11 protein-coding genes are annotated in these 14,984 nt (G+C 68.7%); 6 read left to right on the plus strand and 5 right to left on the minus strand.

Annotated elements, in window-relative coordinates:
* Window positions 1-40: 40 nt before the first annotated feature.
* Complete coding sequence (locus tag WFH23_RS09295) at window positions 41-1,339, plus strand: M24 family metallopeptidase (RefSeq protein ID WP_336662313.1); 1,299 nt, start codon at window positions 41-43, stop codon at window positions 1,337-1,339.
* On the opposite strand, the gene WFH23_RS09300 is transcribed toward WFH23_RS09295, so the two are convergent.
* Window positions 1,336-2,025 carry a GntR family transcriptional regulator gene (locus WFH23_RS09300; RefSeq protein WP_336662314.1) on the minus strand — a complete coding sequence of 230 codons (690 nt, stop codon included), beginning with the start codon at window positions 2,023-2,025 and terminating at the stop codon, window positions 1,336-1,338. The genes WFH23_RS09295 and WFH23_RS09300 overlap by 4 nt on opposite strands.
* A 38-nt stretch (window positions 2,026-2,063) precedes the next feature.
* The gene (locus WFH23_RS09305; protein WP_336662315.1) at window positions 2,064-2,588 is read right to left on the minus strand and encodes a VOC family protein; all 525 of its coding nucleotides are present in this window, start codon (window positions 2,586-2,588) and stop codon (window positions 2,064-2,066) included.
* Between the two features lie 151 nt (window positions 2,589-2,739).
* On the opposite strand from WFH23_RS09305, the gene WFH23_RS09310 reads away from it, so the two are divergent.
* From WFH23_RS09310 to WFH23_RS09320, 3 genes are read left to right on the plus strand one after another with little or no spacing between them, the layout of a single operon-like run.
* Complete coding sequence (locus WFH23_RS09310) at window positions 2,740-4,929, plus strand: alpha-ketoacid dehydrogenase subunit alpha/beta (RefSeq protein ID WP_336662316.1); 2,190 nt, start codon at window positions 2,740-2,742, stop codon at window positions 4,927-4,929.
* Complete coding sequence (locus WFH23_RS09315) at window positions 4,929-6,314, plus strand: dihydrolipoamide acetyltransferase family protein (RefSeq protein ID WP_336662317.1); 1,386 nt, start codon at window positions 4,929-4,931, stop codon at window positions 6,312-6,314. Before WFH23_RS09310 ends, WFH23_RS09315 begins: the two co-directional genes overlap by 1 nt.
* A gap of 17 nt (window positions 6,315-6,331) precedes the next feature.
* The gene (locus tag WFH23_RS09320; RefSeq protein WP_336662318.1) at window positions 6,332-6,958 is read left to right on the plus strand and encodes an FMN-dependent NADH-azoreductase; all 627 of its coding nucleotides are present in this window, start codon (window positions 6,332-6,334) and stop codon (window positions 6,956-6,958) included.
* Here WFH23_RS09320 and WFH23_RS09325 read toward each other — a convergent pair.
* Window positions 6,945-7,607, minus strand: coding sequence for a TetR/AcrR family transcriptional regulator (locus WFH23_RS09325; RefSeq protein ID WP_336662319.1), 663 nt, complete (start codon window positions 7,605-7,607; stop codon window positions 6,945-6,947). The two genes, WFH23_RS09320 and WFH23_RS09325, sit on opposite strands and share 14 nt — an antisense overlap.
* A 187-nt stretch (window positions 7,608-7,794) precedes the next feature.
* On the opposite strand from WFH23_RS09325, the gene WFH23_RS09330 reads away from it, so the two are divergent.
* Complete coding sequence (locus tag WFH23_RS09330; RefSeq protein ID WP_336662320.1) at window positions 7,795-10,692, plus strand: MMPL family transporter; 2,898 nt, start codon at window positions 7,795-7,797, stop codon at window positions 10,690-10,692.
* Window positions 10,689-12,779 (plus strand): YhgE/Pip domain-containing protein, encoded by a 2,091-nt coding sequence (locus tag WFH23_RS09335; protein WP_336662321.1) that lies wholly within the window; start codon window positions 10,689-10,691, stop codon window positions 12,777-12,779. The genes WFH23_RS09330 and WFH23_RS09335 overlap by 4 nt, the downstream gene beginning before the upstream one ends.
* On the opposite strand, the gene WFH23_RS09340 is transcribed toward WFH23_RS09335, so the two are convergent.
* Window positions 12,733-14,043, minus strand: coding sequence for an MFS transporter (locus tag WFH23_RS09340; protein WP_336662322.1), 1,311 nt, complete (start codon window positions 14,041-14,043; stop codon window positions 12,733-12,735). The genes WFH23_RS09335 and WFH23_RS09340 overlap by 47 nt on opposite strands.
* Entirely contained in the window at window positions 14,021-14,917 is an 897-nt protein-coding gene (locus tag WFH23_RS09345) for a dihydrodipicolinate synthase family protein (protein WP_336662323.1), read from the minus strand. Before WFH23_RS09345 ends, WFH23_RS09340 begins: the two co-directional genes overlap by 23 nt.
* Window positions 14,918-14,984 lie beyond the last annotated feature (67 nt).

Here is a 14,984-nt window from a genome sequence, read left to right on the forward strand (position 1 = left end):
GCGGTGCGTTTCAGTGACGTCCGAACGTGAGGAGAGTGACATGTCAGCACACGACGCGACGCAGCGACCGGCTCGACCGGACCTGTCGCCAAATTACGACTGGACGAGACCCATTCCCGCTCCGGGGCACAGCGGGGTCGACTACGAGTCGCGCGTCGATTTCGACCGGTTGCGGCGGTACCGTCTGGCGCGGGCGCACGAGTCGCTCGAGCGCTCCGGATGCGGCGCCTTCCTGCTCTTCGACTTTTACAACATTCGCTATACGACGCAGACGTGGATCGGCGGGGCGCTCGGTGACAAGATGATCCGCTACGCGCTCCTCTTGCCCGGCCAGGAGCCGATCCTTTGGGATTTCGGGTCTGCCGTGAAGCACCATCAGCTCTACTCGCAGTGGACTCCCGAAGACCATTACCGAGCCGGATTCCTCGGCTTCCGTGGAGCGGTCGCGCCGCGCGCCGGACTCATGCAGACGGCGGTGGCGGAGATCGCCTCGATCCTGGCCTCGGAAGGGCTCGCTGACGCGCCGATCGGCGTCGACATCATCGAACCGCCGTTCCTCTTCGAGATGGAACGCCAGGGACTGAGGATCGCGGACGCCCAGCAGCCGATGCTGGACGCCCGCGTGATCAAGTCGATCGACGAGATCACGCTGCTGAATCAGGCCGCTGCGATGGTCGATGGCGTCTATCAGGATATCGTCGACGTGCTGAAGCCCGGCATCCGGGAGAACGACATCGTCGCCCTCGCCAACAAGCGCCTGTACGAGATGGGGTCGGAGCAGGTCGAAGCGGTCAACGCGATCTCCGGCGAGCGCTGCAACCCGCACCCCCACAATTTCACCGACCGGGTCATTCGGCCGGGTGACCAAGCATTCTTCGACATCATTCACTCGTTCAACGGATATCGCACGTGCTATTACCGCACTTTCAGCGTGGGGTCGGCGACCCAAGTGCAGAAGGACGCGTATCAGCAGGCGCGCGAGTGGATGGACGCCGCGATCGATTCCATCCGACCTGGTGTGGGAAGCGATGATGTCGCGAAGGTTCTGCCGAAAGCCAGTGACTTCGGATTCGAGAGCGAACTCGCCGCCTTCGGGCTGCAGTTCGCGCATGGGCTCGGACTCGGGTTGCACGAGCGGCCCATCATCTCGCGCCTGAACTCGTTCGAGGACCCGGTTGAGCTTCGACCGGGCATGGTCTTCGCGATGGAGACCTATTTTCCTGCTGCCGATGGCTTCTCGGCCGCCCGCATCGAGGAGGAGCTCGTGGTGACGGAGACGGGGACCACCGTGCTGACGAAGTTTCCGGCGCAAGAGCTCTTCATCGCGAACGAGTACTAGGAGCCCGCCCCCTCGAATATCTCGGGGTGCTTCGAGAGCTGACGGCGTGTGCGACGAATGTGACCCGCGAGCACCCGTTCTGCCTCGTCGAGGTCGCCGTCGCGCAGGGTCTCGATCAACATATTGTGCTCGTCGTTCGCGAGCCGGCGCAGTTCCGGCGACCAGGTCGCGATATAGGCGCGCCGATACGGAGCCGTGCTGTTCCACAGTTTCGAGATGACATCGCCGAGCTGCTGCGTGTGAGCATGCGCGTAGCTCACGAGGTGAAACTGGCGATCGAGCCGGAGAAAGCCGTCGACGTCTCCCTCGTCCGATGCGCGGGCGACCTGCGTGGCGAGCGTTTCCAGTTCGACGAAATCGGCGTCGGTGAGCGACGGGGCGCTGCACCTGAGGAGTAATGGCTCCAGGCGCTCACGCATCATGTAGACCTCTTCGCACTCGGCGAGAGTGAGCCGCGCGACCCACGAGCCGGCATTGGCCTTGGAAGTGACGAGACCCTCATGCACCAGGATCCGGATCGCCTCTCGAATCGGCACTCGGCTCGCCCCGAATCTCTCGGCCAGATGTTCTTGACGAATCCGTTCGCCCGGGCTCAGCACCCCGCGGAGAATCTCGTCGCGCAGCAGGACGGCGACGCGCTCGCCAGCATCGCCGCCTCGTTGGCCGGGAGCCTCAAGCGTTGCCATATCGTCTCTTCGGGAGTTCTTCACCCACTCACCGTATGTCATCGGTGGGGATGCGCCGGGTGCCAGAGCAACCGATCGGCTTCCGCTTCGTACGCCTTGCCGCCGGGGAAGCTCACGAGTTCGAACTGCATACCCCAGGGCGAGCGGAAGTAGATCCAGCGCTGGCCCTCCGCTGATTGCTTGCTCGCGGTCGGATCACCCATCACCTCGACACCCTCTGTGCGCAAGTAGGCAACCGCAGCATCGAGATCGTCGACGTAGAACGCGAGGTGGTGACCGCCGATGTCGCTGTTGCGGGGCTCGGGCTGCTGCCCGTCGGCCGACTCGTAGAGGAATACCTCGAAGTTGGTACCGTGACCGAGCCGGTAGAAGCGGATCTCGGTGATCTCCGTCCGCGGGTGCACGCCGAGATGCGTTTCCATCCAGTCGTCGTCGGACTGCTTGGAGCCCAGCGTGTAGATCTGCTCGCAGCCGAGGACGCCGACGAGGAATCGATGCGCCTCGTCGAGGTCGGGCACCGTGAATCCGATGTGGTCGGTCCCGCGCAGTCCTGGAATTGCCATGACATCTCCTCGCTCTGATTGCGTTTTATTGTATCCAAAGAAGGGGCCTAGATGGGACAAATGTCCCGTGTTACGGTCGCTTTGCTTGTGATTGGATCCAATTCGACGTAAGGTCGGTCACGTACCCGCCGACAGATCAACGGAGAAGTCAATGCCGCGACGCCGCAAACTCGATACCGGGGTTCCCTGGGTCGAGCTGACCACCACCGCAGACGACTGGAAGCAGGCGGATCCGCAGCTCCTCGCCACAATGCTCGGCGAGATGCAGCTCATCCGCTCCTTCGAGGAGTCGGTGCTCGATCTCGCCGGTGCCGGCCTCGTGCACGGCCCCGCGCATTCGAGCATCGGCCAAGAGGGCGGCGCAGTGGGGTCGATCCTCACGCTGCGATCGAGCGATGGCGTGAATGGGTCGCACCGCGGACACCACCAGTTCCTCGCGAAGGCGATCACCCATGTCTCGGGCGGATCCCTCGATCTCGGAGCGCTCGTCGACGACGATATGCAGGCGATGCTCCAGCGCTCGCTCGCGGAGATTCTCGGGCTCGCTCAGGGCTTCTCGGGTGGTCGCGGCGGGTCGATGCATCTGCAGTGGCTCGAAGCGGGAGCGCTCGGCACCAACGCCATCGTGGGGGGTGGTGCCCCCCTCGCCGCCGGTAACGCGTGGGCGCAGCAGTTCGCGGGCACCGACGGCGTCGCGATCAACTACTTCGGCGATGGATCGAGCCAGATCGGCTCCGTGCTCGAATCGATGAATCTCGCGGCGACCTGGAAGACCCCGGTCATGTTCTTCATCGAGAACAACCTGTACGCCGTCTCCACGCACGCGAGCGAGGCATCAGCGGATCAGCGATTCTCGATTCGCGGTCAGGGTTTCTCGATTCCAGCCTGGCGCGTCGACGGCATGAATCCGCTGGCTGTGCATCTCGCGACGCAGGAGGCGCTCGAGCGCATGCGCGCCGGCGACGGGCCCGCGATTGTCGAGGCCGAGGTCTATCGCTTCTTCCATCAGAACGGGCCGTTCCCAGGCAGCGCGTTCGGGTACCGCACGAAGGACGAGGAGAAGGAGTGGCGCGGCCGGGATCCGATCGCGCTCGTCGCGGCGAAAATGCAGCAGCTGGGCCATGCGACCGAGGCTGAGATCTCTGCGGTGCGGGATCAGGCGAAGCAGGCTATGGCCGACGTCGTGCGAGCGCTCATCGAGGATGATCCGGAACGCGAGGGAAAGCGCCGCATCGTTCCGTCGCTTTGGCCCGATCCGTCCGTTGTCGACACGGGGATCCGGAGTGACGGAACCGAGCTCGAATCGCTCACCGCGCAGGAGCCCGCGGACATCTCCGGCGAGTGGCGCGATGTCAAGCTCGTCGATGCCATCGCCCAGACGATCGACCGCCGCATGGAGCTCGACGACCGGATTGTGGTGCTTGGCGAAGACGTGCACAAGCTCGGTGGTGGCACGAACGGTGCGACCAAGGGCCTCGCCCAGAAGTACGGTCCGGAGCGAGTGATCGGTACGCCGATCAGTGAGAACGCGTTCTTCGGGTTCGCGACCGGAGCGGCCCTCGACGGACGCATTCGCCCCATCGTTGAATTCATGTACCCCGATTTCATGTGGGTCGCGGCCGACCAGGTGTTCAATCAGGCAGGCAAGGCGCGGCACATGTTCGGCGACAACAACGCCGTGCCGCTCGTGCTGCGCACGAAGGTGGCCATGGGCTCGGGCTACGGGTCGCAGCACCTGATGGATCCCGCAGGCATCTTCGCGACCCAGGCCGGGTGGCGGATCGTCGCGGCGTCGAACGCGGCCGACTACGTGGGACTCATGAACGCCGCGCTGGCACTCGAGGATCCGGTGCTCGTCATCGAGCACATGGATCTCTACGGCAAGGCCGACCGCGTGCCGAGCGGAGACCTGGACTACATCATCCCGCCGGGCTCCGCCGCAGTGCGGCGCTCGGGCGCCGACGTGACGGTCCTCACCTACCTGTCCATGGTCGATCGCGCGCTGGAAGCGGTGGAGCAGACGGGCGTCGATGCCGAGATCGTGGACCTCAGATGGCTCGACCGCGCGTCGATCGACTGGGACACCATCGGTGAGAGCATTCGAAAGACGAACGCGGTGCTCATCGTCGAACAGGGAGCTCGCGGTTCGTCGTACGGTACTTGGCTCGCCGACGAGATACAGCGCCGCTTCTTCGATTGGCTGGATCAGCCGGTGGAGCGCGTCACGGGCGGCGAGGCGAGCCCGAGCATCTCGAAGGTGCTTGAGCGTGCCGCCATCGCGGGGACCGAAGAGGTCGTCGCAGGACTCGAGCGCGTGCGCGCCGCATGGGGAGGCAAGTGATGGCCATCATCGTTCGAATGCCCGAGATCGCGACCGGGTCTGCTGAGGCCGCTATCGCGAGCTGGCTCGTCGCCGCAGGTGATGAGATCAGTGCTGGTCAGGCGATCGTCGAGATTGAAACCGAGAAGGCGACGGTCGAGTACGAGGCCGAGGACGGGGGGACGCTCGCGGGGATTCTGCTCGGGCCCGGCAGCTCGGCCGACGTGGGAACCCCGATCGCGGTGCTCGCGACCGGGGGTCAGTCGGCGAAGGAGGCGCTCGCCGAGGCGGGCGCCTCGGCACCGCGCGCGGCGGCAGCCGCCGTTTCGGAGGAGGATGCGGAATCGCCGGCGGCCGAAACGGCAGCCGGCGAACCTCCTCAGGCCTCTGCGCCGGCCACCGGTGCCGGCGTCGAACCGGAGGTTGCCTCGGTCGAGCCGGGAACCGAGGCGGCGGCCGCCGCGGATCCCGAACGCGACGGCGAACGGCGCTTCGCGAGTCCGCTCGTGCGCAAGCTCGCCCGCGAGCGAAGCCTCGATCTCGCGAACGTGTTGGGCAGCGGACCGCACGGGCGCATCGTGCGCCGAGATCTCGAGGGTCTCGAATCCGCAGCATCGTCGGCGCCGCTATCCGAGAGCGACTCAGCGGCCCCCGCGAGCGACGTATCCCGCCCGGTCGCTGCACCGGCACCGCGACCTGAGTCCGAGCCCGAAGACGCCGCCGGCTTCACTGACACGCCCCACACGGGGATGCGCCGGGCCATCGCCCGACGACTCACTGAAAGCAAGAGCACCGTTCCGCACTTCTACCTGGTGGCTGAGTGCCGAGTCGATGCACTGCTCGCATTGCGAGGCCAGGTCAACGAACTCGAAGGCACGAAGGTCTCAGTCAATGACTTCGTCGTGAAGGCCGTTGCCGGAGCCTTGCGCGACGTGCCCGAGGCGAACGCGATCTGGACCGATGACGCGACCCGCCGCTTCGACGGAGTCGATATCTCGGTCGCGGTGTCGGTGCCGGGAGGGCTGTTCACCCCGGTGGTGCGAGGCGCTGACGCCCTGTCGATCGGTGGCCTGAGTGCAGTGATCAAGGAGCTCGCTGCGCGCGCTCGTGAGGGCAGGCTGAAGCAGCACGAACTCGAGGGTGGTTCGTTCTCGGTGTCGAACCTCGGAATGCATGGCACGACGGAGTTCTCGGCAATCCTGAATCCGCCGCAGTCAGGCATCCTCGCAGTTGGTGCCGCGACCAAGCGTCCCATCGTCGAAGCGGATGGCTCACTCGGAGTGGGCACGGTGATGACGGTCACCCTTTCCGCCGACCATCGTGTGCTCGACGGGGCACTCGCAGCGGAGTGGCTCGCTGCATTCCGGAAGCGCATCGAGCGACCGATGAGTATCCTCGTCTCGTAACGAGGGAAGGGGAAGTCATGCCGACTCTGCTGCAGGTCGACGGCGCCATCGCCGACCGCGCGTCGCGCACTCGGATGCTCACGAACGCGGTCGCGGAGGCCTGGATCGACAGGGGGGACGAGTTCGTCGTGGTGCAGCGCGATCTGCATTACGACCAACCGCCGCACTTGACCGAGCGCTCGCAGCACTGGCCCGCCGAGTTGCGAGGCGGTGAGAGCCTTCGCGCCTCGCGGCAGCGGGTGCAGGATCAGCTGATCGCCGAACTGCTCGACGCGGATGCGCTCGTCGTCGGTGCGCCGATGTACAACTACGCGATGCCCTCGACGCTGAAGGCCTGGGTCGACCTGGTCCATGTGCCAGGGCTCACGTCGTCGTGGGCCGGATCGCCGCGGCCGCTCGAGGGCAGGCCCGCCGTGATCGTCACCGCCCAGGGGGGCCCGCTCGAACCCGAGGTGCAGGATTTCGTGACGGCGCCGCTCGCCCATCTGTTCGGAGCGGGCTTCGGCATGGAGGTGTTCGTGGTGGGCACGAGTCGCACACTCGCTGAGATGCTGCCCGAGCTCGGCCTGGAGTGGGCTGCGGACGATCTTCGGCGCGCGCGAGCGGAGGCGGCCGAGCTCGGCCGCACGATCAGCGCGGGCTGAGGGGTTCGGTGACGGCGAAGAGCAGTTCGCCGATCTGGTGGGGGAGCGCCACGATGCCGCGCGGGTGCTGCTCGCCCTCGAGTGCGGAGACGCGCGCGGCGCGCTCGCACATGCCGTTGATGATCTCGGTGGTGCGATCGGCGGGGAAGATGAAGCGGCGACCCGCGGCGGCGATGGCCGTCTCGACGAGTTCGGCGAGGCTCGCCGTCGCGCGGTCGAGCAGGGCGAGGTATCCCGGCGCGATGTCGGGATCGCGCATCGCGAGCAGCGCGAATTCGTTCTCGAGAATGATCCAGTGGGCATCGCCCTGCTCGACGGCGATGAATCGCGTGATGTACTCGGCAGCCTGTTCCGCATCGATCTCGCCCTGGAGTCGTTGCAACGCCGGCGTGAGCTCGGCGATCGTCGATTCGACTTCTTCGATGCGTCGATCGAACTCGCGTTCGAGCACCGCGAGGAACAGTTGCTCCTTCGTGGAGAAGTTCGAGTAGAAGGCGCCGCGTGAGAATCCGGCGCGGGCGCAGATCTGCTCGACTGACGCGCCCTGCACTCCGGCCTCGGCGAAGACCTCGATGGCGGCGTCGAGCAGGCGGCCGCGCGTCTCTCGTCGCCGTGCGGTCGGCGGATCCTGGTGCGGCTCGTTCGTCATCGCAGCCCCTTCTCGTCTCGGCAGACAGCATGCAGAGCCTAGCCTGAAAGATTCCCGATACATCAGTGTACCCAATCGGATACACTCGTGTATCGAAACGGATGCATTCGTGTATCGATCGCTGGATCGGCGGTCAGGCGCACCGATCCGTTCCCCTCCCGCCCGAGATCGAAAGGCCTCACCCCGCATGTCGACACTGCTGCACGCCATCGGACTCTGGGCGACCCGCGCGAGATGGCTGGTGCTCGCGACCTGGATCGCGATCCTCGCGGTCCTCGGCATCGCCGCCGGCCTGTTCTCGCAGGGGGCGAACGCGCCCATCACGATTCCCGGCACGGAGTCGCAGGAGGCGATCGACACGCTCGGGCGCACATTCCCCGAGGTGAGCGGCACGAGTGCGACGATCATCGTCGTCGCCGCAGACGGCGAGCGGGCGGACCAGCAGCCCTACGAGCAGACCATCGTCGACGCCGTCGACGAACTCGAGCAACTCGACGACGTGAGTGCGGTGACCCACCCGTTCGACGAGCAGGCCGCGGCGGGCCTGAGCGACGACGGGCAGGCGGCGCTCGTCACCGTGCAGATCACCGGCGCGCAGAGCGATGTATCCGACGCGACGGCCGACGGCATCATCGCCGTAGCCGAACAGCTGCAGGATCGCCTGCCCGCCGACGCGGAAGTCTCGTACGGCGGAGACGTGTTCTCGGTCTCGATCCCCGGCTTCACCGCGACCGAGGCGATCGGCGTCGTCATCGCGTTCGTCGTGCTGCTCTTCACGCTCGGGTCGCTCGTCGCGGCGGGCATGCCGCTCATCATCGCCATCATCGGCGTTGGCGTGACGATCGCGGGTCTGTTCGTCACGACGGCCTTCGCCGAGATGACCTCGACGACCCCGATGCTCGCGCTCATGCTCGGGCTCGCGGTCGGCATCGACTACACCCTCTTCATCGTGAGCAGGCATCAGGAGCAACTGAGGTCGGGGCTCGGAGTCACCGAGTCGATCGCCAGGGCGACGGCGACGAGCGGCTCGGCCGTCGTGTTCGCGGGGCTCACCGTGATCATCGCCCTGCTCGGCCTCGCGGTCGCGGGCATTCCGTTCCTCACCGCGCTCGGGGTCGCCGCCGCCGCCGGTGTCGCAGTGGCCGTGCTCATCGGGGTGACGCTCACGCCTGCCGTCCTCGCCATGGCCGGGCTGAAGATCCTCCCGAAACGGCAGCGCGACGCGCTCGCCGCCGGCGCACCGATCGAGTCAGCACCGGCCAGCGCCTCCCACGGCCCCAGCCGCGCCGACCGCTTCTTCGGCGGATGGGTGCGCGGAGTGACGGCGAAGCCGGTCGCGACGATCCTCGCCGTTCTGGTCGTGCTCGGCGTCGCAGCGATTCCGATGACGCAGCTGCGGCTCGCGCTCCCCGGGGCCGAAACACTCGAGGAGACCGACCCGGCTCGCGTCACCTACGAGCTGACCGGGGAGCACTTCGGCGAGGGCGCGAACGGGCCGCTCATCCTCACCGGATCGATCATCACCAGCGATGATCCCGTCGGCCTGATGGAAGACCTGGCCGACGAGGTGCGCGACATTCCCGGCGTGCACGATGTGCCGCTCGCGACCCCGAACCAGAACGCGGATACCGGCATCATCCAGGTCGTCCCGGAGGACGGGCCGCAGGCCGAGAGCACCTCCGAGCTCGTCGCCGAGCTCAGAGCGCACCACGACGAGTGGCTCGACGACTACGGGGTCAGTCTCGCCGTGACGGGATTCACCGCGGTGGGCATCGACGTGTCGAACCTGCTCGGCGAAGCGCTGCTGCCGTTCGGGGTGCTGGTGGTCGGACTCTCGCTGATCCTGCTCGCCATGGTCTTCCGCTCGGTCTGGGTGCCGATCAAGGCGACCCTCGGCTACCTGCTCTCCGTGGGCGCCGCCTTCGGAGCCGTGGTCGCCGTCTTCCAGTGGGGATGGCTCGGTGATGCGCTCAACGTGCACGCCACCGGACCGGTGCTCAGCTTCATGCCGATCATCTTGATGGGGGTGCTCTTCGGGCTCGCAATGGACTACGAAGTGTTCCTCGTCTCGCGCATCCGCGAGGAGTACGTGCACGGCGCAGATGCTCAGACCGCGATCCGGCGCGGCTTCGTCGGCAGCGCGAAAGTGGTGACCGCCGCGGCGCTCATCATGTTCGCGGTGTTCGCGGCCTTCGTGCCCGAGGGCGACCCGAGCATCAAGGTGATCGCGCTCGGGCTCGCGGTCGGCGTCTTCGTCGACGCCTTCATTGTGCGCATGACGCTCGTGCCGGCGGTCTTGGCGCTCCTCGGCGACCGCGCCTGGAGCATGCCGGGCTGGCTGAGCCGCGTGCTGCCGTCGTTCGATGTGGAAGGCGAAGGTCTCGCCCGCGAGATCGCGCACGCTGCATGGCCGGCGGATATGCCACAGGCGCGGATCGCGGCGGACGCGCTCGTCCTGCCCGGCGACGCCGCGAGCACGTCTGGCGGCGCGGGTGGCGCGGATGCGGCGGGTGTCGGAGCGCCGACGATTCGCGTCGGAGTCGGCGAAGCGCTGGTGCTGGACCCGCAGCAGACGGGCCGAGCCGTGCCGATCGCCGAAGCGCTGTCGGGCCGCGGGCCGATCATCGCCGGTACGGCGAAGGTGGCCGGCCTCCTGCTGCCGGAGCGCGCGGCATCCCTGCGATCGCGCGCGGCCTGGGCGACGCCGGCGACGCTGCGCGAGGCATTGCAGGATCGCCCGGCCGTACTCGTGCTCGACCTGCGCGAGGCGGGGCAGGCCGATGCCTCGTCGGCGGCCGTCGACGGCATGCGTTCGGCGTTCGCAGCGCATGCGGTGTCGGTCGCACGGGGAGCGGCGCCAGAAGTCACGCCGGTCGTGCTCGGCGGCGCCGAGCTCGCGCGGCGGATCCTGCCAGAGGGTACGGAGCTGGTGACGCTCGACCGTACCTCGGCCGCGGCCTCGGCCCGCGTTCCGTCCCCCGTTTCGACTCCGCCCGCTGAAAGCGCGACAGAACGTCCGCTCATCAGCCCCGTGAAACCAGAAGTTGTGTCGCATTTCAGCGACAGCGAAGGGAGCGCACGATGAGCGCCGCGTTGACCCGACTCAAGAGCGACCGACCCGTGCGATGGACGACGATCATCGGCATCATGCTCGTGCCCCTGACGGTGGCCGGCGTGCTGCTGTGGGGGCTCTGGAACCCCACGGAGCGCCTCGAGAATGTGACCGCTGCCGTCGTGAACCTCGACGAGGCCGCCGAGGTCGACGGGCAGACCGTGCCGCTCGGACGGGTGCTCGCGGGCGAGCTGATCGGCGAGCCCGAATCCGATTCGTCGGCCGGCGACGACGGCACCGCGAACTTCACGTGGGTGCTGACCGATGCCGAGGACGCGGCTGAGGGCGTCGCCGATGGCCGGTACGCGACCGTCGTGACGATTCCGAGGACCTTCTCCGCCGATGCGACGTCGCTGTCGGGCGAGCCGGGAGACGCCAGGCAGGCGCGGATCGACGTCACTGAGAGCGATCGGGGACGTCTGATCGATGCAGCGCTGTCCGGCATCGTGACGCAGACCGCGACGCAGGTGCTGAACGAGCAGCTCGGCGAGCAATTCGTCGCCGGCGTCTACGTCGGGTTCAATGAGCTCGGGGACGGAGTGGGCGACGCCGCCGACGGAGCCGATCAGTTGGCGACCGGGGTGTCAGAACTGTCGACGGGCACCGCGCAGCTCGACGAGGGCGCGGTTCAGCTCGCGGACGGCACGCAGCAGCTCGCGGACGGCACGCAGCAGCTCGCGTCCGGCGCCGGAACGTTGGCGAGCGGCTCCGGCGAATTGGCCTCCGGCGTCGGGCAGTACGTCGCCGGCGCTCAGCAGCTGGCCGACGCGTATCCGCAGCTCTCGGCGGGTGCGACCGCCGCGGTGCAGCAGCTGCAGACGCTCATCGGGGCGATGACGCAGCTGCAGGCGGCTTCGGCCGAGCCGTCGGCGCAGCTCGAGCAGGGGCTGACGGCCGCAGGCACCGGCGCCGCTTCGTTCGGCACGGACATCGAACCGTTGGTGACCGACTGCGTGGTGTCGACGGGCGACATCGAGTACTGCGAACGGCTGAGTGAGGCGCTCACAGCTCATGCTGGAGCGATTGGCGGCGGGCTTGAGATGGCGAGCGACGGCGCGGCCGGGGTGGCGGAGGCCACGCAGGCGTTGCAGCAGCAACTCGGCGGTGCGACCCCGCCTGGTGTCGACCCGGCGGCGCAGCTCGGCCAGCTCACCGCGGGCCTCGCCGACTTCGGTTCCGGATTGCACGAACTGGCCGCGCAGGGCGGGCAGCTCTCCTCCGGCGCGGCACAGCTCGCCGACGGAGCGGCGCAGTTGAGCGCGGGCACCGGGGAGCTCGCCGCGAACGCCCCGCAGCTGGCTGACGGGGCGTCGCAGCTCGCGGACGGCACTTCGGAGCTCGTCGAGGGCACCGCGCAACTCGAAGCCGGAGCCGGCGAGCTCGCGACGGGGCTGCAGGCCGCGGTCGACAACGTGCCCGTCACCACCGACGCGGAGCGCGAGCAGCTCTCACGCGCCGCGGCGACGCCGGTGCTGGCCGAGGGCGCGAGCGACGAACTGTTCACCGCATCGGGCGTGCCGCTCTTCGCTGGCATCGCGCTCTGGGCGGGAGCCCTGGCCGCGTTCCTCGTGCTGTCACCGCTCTGGCGACGTGCGCGCGACGCGGCCCGCGGAGTCGGGTACATCACGCTGCGGAGCGCGGTTCCGGCGATCGCGCTCGGCGCGATCCAGGGGGCCGCCGCCGGGGTGGCGATGCCGATCGCACTCGGGTACGACTTCGGTCAGGGGGCGCGGTTCTTCGGGTTCGCGCTGCTCGCGGGGATCGCCTTCACGCTGCTCGTGCAGGGACTCTCCGCGCTGCTCGGCGGCCTCGGCCGGTTCCTTGCCTTCGTGCTGCTGGTCGTCGCCTTCGCGGTCGGTATCGTCTCGACGGTTCCGGGTGCGCTCGCCGCAGTGGGCGATGTCAGCCCGCTGGGGGCGGGGCTCGACGGCTTCCAGTCGATCGCCACGGGTGCAGGATCAGCCGGGAGCGCGGCGTTGCTGCTGGTGCTGTGGGCGGTGGCCGGCCTCGTGCTCACCGGGCTCGCCGTCGTGCGAGCTCGCCGGTCTGCGGCGCGGTAGCGGGAGCGGGGCCGTGCCCGTTCCCGCTCCGTGAGCCCGAGGCGCCCGCCGAGCGTGACAGGCCCGCGGCTCGCGACCGCGCGCCCGCGAGCGCCGCGAGGACGCAGACGCCCGCCACCAGGGCCACCGGCATCCACGCCGCCCCGAAGAGCAGCACGCCGGCGGTGGCCGTTCCCGCGGAACCGGCGGCGATCTTCAGTGCGCCGACCCAGATGAAGACCTGACCGCGGGCCTCGGCGGGTGCGTACTCGCTGCGCGCAGCGAGCGTCGCAGCGAAGAACAGTGCGTTCGCGATTCCCGCCGCCCCGCAGGCGACGAGCGCTGCGACGAAGCTCGGCATCGCGGCCACGACGGCCAAGGCGGCGGCGACGACGAAGCACAGCATGACGACGAGTCGATCGGCGTCGCCCGGGAGCGGTTTCACCATGAGCAGCGCCGACCCGATCAGGTTGCCGACGCCGTAGCCCGCGACCAGCGTCCCGGCCAGAGCGGCGCCGCCGAACTGCGGAGCGATCGCCACGGCGTAGATCGGCAGCACGGCGACGGAGAACGCGACCGTGACGGTCAGCGCGAGCGTGCGCCGCAACGGGCCGGAGCCCCAGATCTGCCGGAAGGTCTGCAGCGGCGAGGGCACTGCAGACGCATCGGTGACGGGAGGCTGACGGGGGAGTGCCAGCACCGCTGCCGCCCCGGTGATCGCGGCCGCGGCGAGTACGAGGGCCGCCGTCAGCGGCCCGGGTCCGGCGGCGATCCATGCCACCGCGGCGGGGCCGAGCGTGCCGCTGATGCCGTAACTCGCGACGTCCCAGCTCTGCGCTCGCCGCTGGTGCTGCCGTGACGGCCCGGCGATCGCCGGAAGCCTGCTGCTGATGCCGCCGGTGAGCATCGGGCCGAACAGGCCGGAGACGAACAGGAGGACGGCGGGCACAGCCGCCCAGGTGTGGGGCAGGAGGAGCGCGGCGACGCCGAGAAGCGCACCGTGCACCACGGCGGAGACGGCGATGACGACGCGCCCGTCTCGGGCGGTGTCGAGCCGCCGGGAGATGAACGGGCCGAGCAGATGGGGCGCGGTGATCGACGCGCCCAACAGGCCGGACACCCATGCTGGCAGACCGGTGTGCTGCGCGAGCAGCACGATCGCGACGACCGCGCCGCCGTCGGCGCTGCGCACGAGCGTCGCGGCGAAGACGTATCGCGCGAGGCCGCCGCTCCGCCGGGTGGCGCCGGAGGCGGCGGGCGCCTCAGCCGCCGAGGCCGAGCTCATCTGAGACTCGCGCAACCTCTGCGCGCTGCGCTGCGGTCAGGCCGAGGATCGGCAACGGGAGCGATCGCGGTGCGACGAGTCCGAGCAGTTCGGCGATTGCGGCGGTGACGCGCAGGCTTCCGCCCATCGTGCTGAAGAGACTCCAGAGCGGTTGCAGTTCTGCTGATGCTTGGAGCGCCGCGTCGCGATCTCCCGACTGCGCCGCGCGGGCGATGCGCAGGGCGACCTCTGGGAGGGTGCCTGCGATCACCGAGTACCAGGCGTCGCACCCCGCGGTGAGACCCGCGGCGGCGGATGCGTCGCCCGAGATGCCGACCGTCACGTGGTCGGGGAGCACCGCACGAATCTGGGCCATGCGATCCGACGCTGCGGGATCGCCCTCCGGGAGGGCGGGAATCTTGACCGAAGCGATGCCGGGCAGTTGCGCGATGCGGCCGTAGAGCTCGGTGGTGAAGGTGAAATGCGTCGTGCCGGGATTGTCGTAGACGATCACGGGGAGCTCCGTCGCGTCGGCGACGGTCGCGAAGAGCTCGAAGACGTCATCGGGGGTCAGCGGCTGATAGGTCATCGGCGCGAGCAGCACCCCGGAGGCGCCAGCGGCCTCGGCGCTCCGCACGTTCTCGAGCACGTGGGAGGTGCGCAGCGCCCCGACTCCGACGTGCACGGGCGTCGCACCCGCGTGGGCCACGGCGAGGCGGGCCACCCGGGAGCGCTCTTCCAGACTGAGGTAGGCGTACGAGCCGGTTGAACCGAGTGCCGTGATCGAGTCGACCCCGGAGGCGGCGAGTCGTTCGATCAGCCCCGCGTACGCGGCCGCGTCGACCGCATCGTCGACGAAGGGGGTGAGGGGAAACGCGCTGAGACCGGTGAACACGGGTGGACTCCATTCCTGGGGGCGCGCGCCGGGGCGACGCGGATGGCTTGTGGACTATCGTGCCGCG

Origin of the sequence: Leucobacter sp. USHLN154, assembly GCF_037145595.1 — a bacterium.
In the GTDB taxonomy this organism is placed as follows: domain Bacteria; phylum Actinomycetota; class Actinomycetes; order Actinomycetales; family Microbacteriaceae; genus Leucobacter; species Leucobacter alluvii.

What these genes read in the sequence shown, in the direction of transcription:
- WFH23_RS09295 (WP_336662313.1), top strand. Translation starts at nt 41, where the DNA reads ATGTCAGCACACGACGCGACGCAGCGACCGGCTCGACCGGACCTGTCG.
- WFH23_RS09300 (WP_336662314.1), bottom strand. Translation starts at nt 2,025, where the DNA reads ATGGCAACGCTTGAGGCTCCCGGCCAACGAGGCGGCGATGCTGGCGAG.
- WFH23_RS09305 (WP_336662315.1), bottom strand. Translation starts at nt 2,588, where the DNA reads ATGGCAATTCCAGGACTGCGCGGGACCGACCACATCGGATTCACGGTG.
- WFH23_RS09310 (WP_336662316.1), top strand. Translation starts at nt 2,740, where the DNA reads ATGCCGCGACGCCGCAAACTCGATACCGGGGTTCCCTGGGTCGAGCTG.
- WFH23_RS09315 (WP_336662317.1), top strand. Translation starts at nt 4,929, where the DNA reads ATGGCCATCATCGTTCGAATGCCCGAGATCGCGACCGGGTCTGCTGAG.
- WFH23_RS09320 (WP_336662318.1), top strand. Translation starts at nt 6,332, where the DNA reads ATGCCGACTCTGCTGCAGGTCGACGGCGCCATCGCCGACCGCGCGTCG.
- WFH23_RS09325 (WP_336662319.1), bottom strand. Translation starts at nt 7,607, where the DNA reads ATGACGAACGAGCCGCACCAGGATCCGCCGACCGCACGGCGACGAGAG.
- WFH23_RS09330 (WP_336662320.1), top strand. Translation starts at nt 7,795, where the DNA reads ATGTCGACACTGCTGCACGCCATCGGACTCTGGGCGACCCGCGCGAGA.
- WFH23_RS09335 (WP_336662321.1), top strand. Translation starts at nt 10,689, where the DNA reads ATGAGCGCCGCGTTGACCCGACTCAAGAGCGACCGACCCGTGCGATGG.
- WFH23_RS09340 (WP_336662322.1), bottom strand. Translation starts at nt 14,043, where the DNA reads ATGAGCTCGGCCTCGGCGGCTGAGGCGCCCGCCGCCTCCGGCGCCACC.